Source organism: Marinomonas vulgaris (assembly GCF_018145875.1).
Lineage (GTDB): Bacteria > Pseudomonadota > Gammaproteobacteria > Pseudomonadales > Marinomonadaceae > Marinomonas > Marinomonas vulgaris.
Genome location: NZ_JAGSSV010000022.1, coordinates 42425 through 49930, shown reverse-complemented (window position 1 = coordinate 49930; position 7506 = coordinate 42425). Strand labels below are relative to the sequence as shown.

Below are 7506 nucleotides of genomic sequence, written 5' to 3'. Positions count from 1 at the left end.
CAGCATCGCAGAAAATGGCGACTGGACGTTTGTGGCGAACAGTGCGTTCAACGAATTGAACGTAGGCGACAGCAAAGCCGAAAGCTTTACGGTGACGTCGGTAGACGGCACAGAGCAAGTGGTGACTGTGACGATTAACGGTACCAACGATGCGCCAGTATTGAGTATTACAGAGAATGTCATCATTACAGCGGATGACGTGACAATCGGTGCGAATAGTGCGATCGGCAACGGTTACACGTTAACGGCTTACAGTAACTTTGAAGGTATCGATTCTACCAACAATACAAGTGGTGGTTTGACGGCCATTACAAATACTAGCCATGATGGTATTGGTGTTAATGCTCCGACAACAAACGGATCGGATGATACTTCAGAAATTGGAGTTGATGCAGGTCAATCAGAAGCGATTGTTGTGACTTTTGATGATGCAGTGACCTCGGTTGATGCCTCTTTTGGGTGGTTGAGTAATACAGAAACGGCTACTTACACCTTTTACTCTGGTGGAGAGCAAGTAGGTGAGAGTACGTTCGGCCCAGGGACGAATACCGTTAATGACGCTGGCACACTGAGTGTGACGGATGCAGGCGGCAACTTAACCGCGTTTGATACGATTGTCTTTACAGCGACATACAAAGAAGGAGTTGGTACAAATGACAATGATTACTTACTAAATTCATTGACGTTTGGGAACCTCGTAACGGCTGATGAGACATTGACTGCGATAGAAGGCGGAAAAGTTATCTCTGGTACGGTCAGTGCGACAGACGTGGACGATGATGATTCAAGCTTAACTTACAGTTTAGTAGGCAATAAACCTGCAGGCTTCAGTTTTGATGCGGAGACTGGTGCTTGGTCATTTGATCCAACGAATGCGGCATATGATTCTCTTTCAGTGGGTGACAAAGCTGACGTAACAGTGACAGTAAAAGTGGAAGATCCACAGGGTGCAACGGATACGCAAACAATCACGATTACAGTGACAGGAACGAACGATGGCCCAGTTGCCGTCAATGACACAGCGACAGGCACAGAAGACGGCGGCGTGATCACGATTGATGTGTTGGATAACGACACAGACGTTGATGGCGATGACTTGACGATCACAGCAGCGACGGTACCGGCAGAGCAAGGTACGGTAGCGATTGTTGACGGCCAGCTTGAGTTCACACCAGCAGAGAACTTCAACGGCGAAGCGACCATCAGCTACACGATCAGCGATGGCGAAGAAAGCAGTTCAGCCGAAGTAGCGGTTACTGTTGATGCGGTTAACGATGGCCCAGTTGCCGTCAATGACACAGCGACAGGCACAGAAGACGGCGGCGTGATCACGATTGATGTGTTGGATAACGACACAGACGTTGATGGCGATGACTTGACGATCACAGCAGCGACGGTACCGGCAGAGCAAGGTACGGTAGCGATTGTTGACGGCCAGCTTGAGTTCACACCAGCAGAGAACTTCAACGGCGAAGCGACCATCAGCTACACGATCAGCGATGGCGAAGAAAGCAGTTCAGCCGAAGTAGCGGTTACTGTTGATGCGGTTAACGACGCACCAGTGTTGAGTGTGATTCAAGACGTCACCATCACTACCGATGATGTAACGGATGAGGTAAATAGCGTTTCAGGAAATGGTTACACATTATCCGCGTACGAAAAGTATGAAGGTATTGTAGATGGCAACGTGGTTGGCACCCCTACTAACCTCACGACGATCACAGGAGGGAATCATGATGGTATTGGTGTTGATGCTATTACGACAAATGGTACGGATAAAGTTTCAGAAATTGGTTCAACAGTAGATAACGCAGAAGCGATTGTTGTGACTTTTGATGATGCCGTGACCTCGGTTGATGCCTCTTTCGGGTGGTTGAGTAATGCAGAAACAGCGACATACACTTTCTACTCTAATGGAGAGCAAGTAGGTGAGAGTGCTACCTTTGATAAAGGGAATAATACCGTTGATGACGCTGGTACTTTGAGTGTGACGGATGGAAACGACAACTTAGTCGCGTTTGATACGATTGTCTTTACAGCGACATACGAAGAAGGTGTTGGTACAGACGACAATGATTACCTATTAAACTCATTGACGTTTGAGAACCTCGTAAAGGCTGGTGAGATATTGACTGCGATAGAAGGCGGAAAAGTTATCTCTGGTACGGTCAGTGCGACAGACGTTGATGATGACGACTCAAGCTTGGTTTACAGTTTGGTTGACTCAGAAAATACACCTGCAGGCTTCAGTTTTGATACGGAGACTGGTGCATGGTCATTTGACCCAACGAATGCGGCATACGACTCTCTTTCATTAGGTGTAGCGACCAATGTAGAAGTAACAGTACAAGTGAAAGATCCACAGGGTGCAACGGATACGCAAACAATCACGATTACAGTGACGGGTACGAACGACGGCCCAGTTGCGGTAGACGATACGGCGAACGGCACAGAAGACGGTGGCGTGATCACGATTGATGTGTTGGCGAACGACAGCGATGTGGATGGCGATACGTTGACCATCACAGGCGCGACGGTACCAGAAGCACAAGGTACGGTAGCGATCGTCGGCGGTAAGCTTGAGTTCACACCGGCTAAAGACTTTAGTGGTGAAGTGAAGATTGATTACAGCATCGAAGACGGTAATGGCGGTACTGATTCTGCTGTGGCAACGGTTGTCGTCAATGCCGTTGCTGACTTGCCTACGTTGAGTGTTAGTTTGTCTGATGCTGTTGTAGATGCTGTCATCGTTAAAACGGCTGATCCTATCAGTGAACTAGGGAATGTTGGTGATAACAGAGTCGGTAGCAGTAACCTTATATCTGATTCTGTCACTAAAGAGTTTGATTTTGGTTCAGACTATTCTGGTCAAACAGTGATTATTAGTTTTAATTCTACAATTAAAGGCGATTGGGAAGACGGTTCCCGCAATTCAACTGCTGATACTTATACTGTGGTGATCAATGATGACCAAGTTGGACAATTTACCTTCGATGGTAATGGATCTCGAGAGGATAGTTACTCTGTCACTTTGGATGAAGATGGTAAGGCAACAATTACTTTTGATGTGACTTCTACATCTCCTAGTGAAGTGGTGAATATTACTGATATTCAAGCGAGTTTTGATTCTGCATTTGCTACGAGTCAGTTGACTATTACGGGTACTGAAACCGATACAGATGGTAGTGAAACACTCAGTTATACGATTTCTAGTCTGCCAGACGGTGTTGTCTTGCTGAACAGTGATGGTGATACCGTTACGGCGAACTCTGATGGCACTTACAGCCTTATTCAGAAGGATGTTGCTGGACTTCAAATTCGATCGCTTAATGATCTTGATGGCTTTGAATTGACAGTCACTGTGACGTCTACTGATGGTGATTCTGTCAGTGAGCCAGTTTCTCAGACAATTATCGTTGGCAATATGGCTCCGGTTATCAGCGATATAGAGTCCGTTAGCTTGAATGAAGATGGCCTTATTGACGGTGTTGAGGTTTCTGCATCGGGTACATTTACTTTAAGTGATGCAAATAACGATGATCTCAGTGTTAGCTTGGTTGCACCAACTCAAAGCTACACATCTGGCGGTGTTGCTCTTGTGTGGGCTGTCAATGAAAGTGGTGCGTTAATTGGTTCTGCAGATGGCGTAACGATTGTTACTGTTACGCTTGGTGATGTGGATGACAGTGGCGAGGCCTCTTATACTGTGAGTTTGAGTGGTGCTATTGACCATTCTTCAGATGTCAACGACGAGCAGATGTCTATTGATTTTGGTGTTGCTGTTTCTGACGGGACAGATACAACGACATCAACAGTCAGTGCTGTTATTGCAGATGATACTCCTGAAGCAACTACCACTACAGCCACCTTGTCATTGGCGGCGAGTACTTTCTCTGTGTCGAGTATAGCGTCTGGTTTCTCTGCTGCTGAATTTGATACAACTTCAACTATATATAATGGCTCTCGGGTTGGTCAGTCCAGTAGTGTCGACGATGACGCTGCCGATGATGAGTATGACGAAGTTATTTCATGGGGTAATGCGGCTTTTGTTACTGAAAATACTGTTGAAAAAGTTTGGGTAAGTTGGCCAACGTATGAAATTCAAACTAATGCCTATGATGAAGGTGAAAGTTCTATTACAGCAAGTGAAGTAGCAAGCGGGTCTGACAGTTTTGGTTTTGGAGATAATCTTGTTGTCGCTCAGATTTCTCATAAAAATGACGGTGTTATCAGTAGTGCGGTTCATTATGGGAAGACTTACGATATAGCGGATAATCTAAGTTCTACTTTATTCAATGCAAAAGTGGTTATGAATATTGCTGGGGAGAGTGTCACTGTTGACCTGTCCTCTACGTTAACTGTCGACGAAACCACCAACGCTGGCGATATCATGACGCTAAAAACTTCAAGCACTATTGTTTTGGTAAATGGCGTCAGCTACACAGTTTATTTGGATGGTTTCTTAGTGGATGGAGTAGCTGTTGAAACAGTGACCACGCCAGAAGAAACAACGGTTTCTTACGACGTTGCTGCTCATGTTAAGCTAACGTATCCAACCGAGAATTTAAATACCTTAACAGGCACACTTGAAACGGATGCTGGCGCGGATGGTTTAGATTCTGTTGTCGAAGCGACAACAGAAGATGTCAACGGAACCTTGGTTGTTAATGAAGATGGCACATATAGCTTTACGCCAAGTGATGACCTGATTGATCTTGTGGGATCTGCCGGTTCACAAGTGGTTGAGTACAGCTATACCGTAATCGATGGTGACGGTGATACCGTTGAGAATACTTTATCTATTACTGTTACTGGATCTGTTGAGGATACTAGTACAACGACGACTGTGTCAGGCTTAGCGGGTAATTTCTTTAATTATGATGACTCTACGGATGGTAACTTAGCATCCATTGCTAAAGCTGAAGAAATTATTTCTAGTCAATCTGCAAATGCGACCTTTATTGGTACTGAGATAAACTATGCGTCTGCAAGTGGCGATCTAGGTCGAAATTCGAACTTAACCTCTTGGTTAGGCGATGATGCCGATACTTTGACTTATGTAGATAAAGATAATACGGAAGATTCGGTTGTTCAACTAACAGGTTCTGTCTCGTTAGATGCTGGTGTTTATAGTATTAAAGTCACCGCTGATGATGGTTATCAAATTAAGATTAATGGCGAGGTTGTTGCTAGTGTTGATGGTATTCAATCAGAAGCAACAGATACTTTTGAATTTACTGTTGCAGATTCAGGTGAGCAGTCTATTGAGATTATCTATTGGGATCAGGGAGGGGCATACACACTCAGTGTATCTCTTGCTTCCGTCACAGAGCTTGTATTAGAAGACAGTGATTATCAAGTACTAGGAAGCGCGGCTTACCCAACAACCTCTGTCATAACCGATGTATCAGATATTGTAGACGATGTAATAGATGATACGGGTACAGGAACGGATACTGATACTGGCGAGACTAATTGGTCTACTAAAGAAGAGTTAGAAGCTGCTCATACCGATGAGAAAAATCAGTACGGTAAAGAAAATGGAATAGCTAATCCTACAGATATTTCTGATGGACATTGGCATGCAAATTATGTCGAAGGAGATGATTTAGCGAATACTATTTCAGCTGGTGATTTGGACGATGTAGTTTATGGCGAAGATGGTAATGACCTAATCTATGGTGAATCCGATGATGACACATTACATGGTGGTGATGGTAATGATTATTTAGATGGTGGTTCTGATAAAGATACCCTTTATGGAGATGACGGAGATGATTACCTTCTGGGTCAATCGGAAGATGACATCTTACATGGCGGTGAAGGTAATGATTATTTAGATGGTGGTTCTCAGAACGATATTTTATATGGCGGTGCAGGGAATGACTTGCTCTTAGGATCATATGATGATGACAAACTTTACGGTGGTTCAGATAATGACTATTTAGACGGTGGTGCCGGTCAAGATGAACTTGATGGTGGGGATGGTGATGATGTTCTTTACGGTCAAGGAGGGAATGACACCCTAATCGGTGGAGCCGGTAATGACTACCTAGATAGTGGTGACGGCACAGATCATATTGATGGTGGAGAAGGAAATGACTACCTTGTAGGTGGCGGTGGTGTTGATACTCTCACAGGGGGTGAGGGGGCAGATATATTTGCTCTTAATTATGAGTGGTCTGCTACAGATGTGTTGACAGACTTTAATGCTACGGAAGATGTTTTAGATGTTTCTGACCTATTAGATGTGCCTGATGGAGATGATATTCAAACATACTTAGATCAAAACTTATCAATAACATCTGAGTCTGTTACAGCTGTAATTAATAATAATGAAAATAATCGTAAGACGGTTGCAACATTTGGAGACGACGCTGAAGTGACAAGTGGAACGGTGACTGTTCGATATGATGATCAAGATTACAGCATCAATATCGATGGCTAGTAAGTAGCATAGATTAAAAAACCGAACTAGAGTTTCTAGTTCGGTTTTTTTAGCTCTGCATTTTTATTATTGGTTATACAGTAAGGCCAATCGGACAGCTAACGCCTGTGCCACTGAGTCCACAGTAGCCATTTGGGTTCTTGTGAAGATACTGCTGGTGATATTCCTCGGCAAAGTAGTAGACGTCCAGAGGTTCAATTTCTGTGGTGATCATGCCGTGTTTCGCTTCGAGTAACTCTTTTTGGAAGGCGGCTTTACTGGCTTCTACGATGGGGAGGTCGCTGTCGTTTGTTGTGTAGATAACAGAACGGTATTGGCTGCCAATGTCGTTACCTTGGCGCATGCCTTGCGTCGGATCGTGGTTTTCCCAAAATACCTGTAGTACTTTCTCCAGTGTGGTCACGCTGGTATCAAAAACAACCTGCACCACTTCGCTGTGTCCGGTTTGGCCGGAGCAGACTTCTTCATAAGTGGGGTTAGGCGTGAAGCCGCCCGCATAACCGACGGAGGTGACAATCACGCCAGGCGTGTTCCACAGTTTTCGCTCGGCACCCCAGAAGCAGCCCATGCCCAATACAATAGTAGACTCGTTTGCGTTTGGCTCTCGAACCATAGATTGTTCGTTGACGGCATGAACGCCAGAAATTTTCATTGCAGTGTCTCTGCCTTTTAACGCGTCTTGTGCTGACGGTATGGATGATTTTTTGAGAATATTTTCAATGTTCGTTGGCATGTGGGCCTCTTAGTGAAGTGAGATGGCTATGTTTTACATCTTGGTATGAGTAGTGACAAGTCCTTACGGTGTCATTTGAGACATAGTTTACCAATTAAGAGAGGCTTTTTATATTAATTTTCATTATCTTGGTGTGATGTCCTTGACTCTTAGATTAATCTACCTATAATACGCACCTCGTTAGCACGGGTTACGCATTATTGCTTAACTAGTGATTGTCCAGAAACAATTATGTGCAACGTCGATTAGTCGCGGGATGGAGCAGTCTGGTAGCTCGTCGGGCTCATAACCCGAAGGTCGTTGGTTCGAATCCGGCTCCCGCAAC

At 44.7% G+C, this 7506-nt stretch carries 2 protein-coding genes and 1 tRNA gene; 2 read left to right on the top strand and 1 reads right to left on the bottom strand.

All coding sequences use genetic code 11. From position 1 onward, the window contains the following. Nucleotides 1-4 precede the first annotated feature (4 nt). Nucleotides 5-6448, top strand: coding sequence for a tandem-95 repeat protein (locus J9B83_RS13175; RefSeq protein WP_328797741.1), 6444 nt, complete (start codon nucleotides 5-7; stop codon nucleotides 6446-6448). Nucleotides 6449-6521: 73 nt separating this feature from the next. On the opposite strand, the gene msrA is transcribed toward J9B83_RS13175, so the two are convergent. Then, entirely contained in the window at nucleotides 6522-7181 is a 660-nt protein-coding gene (gene msrA, locus J9B83_RS13170) for a peptide-methionine (S)-S-oxide reductase MsrA (protein WP_211537298.1), read from the bottom strand. Between the two features lie 250 nt (nucleotides 7182-7431). Here msrA and J9B83_RS13165 point away from each other — a divergent pair. Further along, nucleotides 7432-7505, top strand: a tRNA-Met gene (locus tag J9B83_RS13165). The last annotated feature ends 1 nt before the right edge of the window (nucleotide 7506 follow it).

Excerpts from the sequence above, each read along its gene's own strand:
- msrA (WP_211537298.1), bottom strand. The coding sequence starts at position 7,181 with ATGCCAACGAACATTGAAAATATTCTCAAAAAATCATCCATACCGTCA.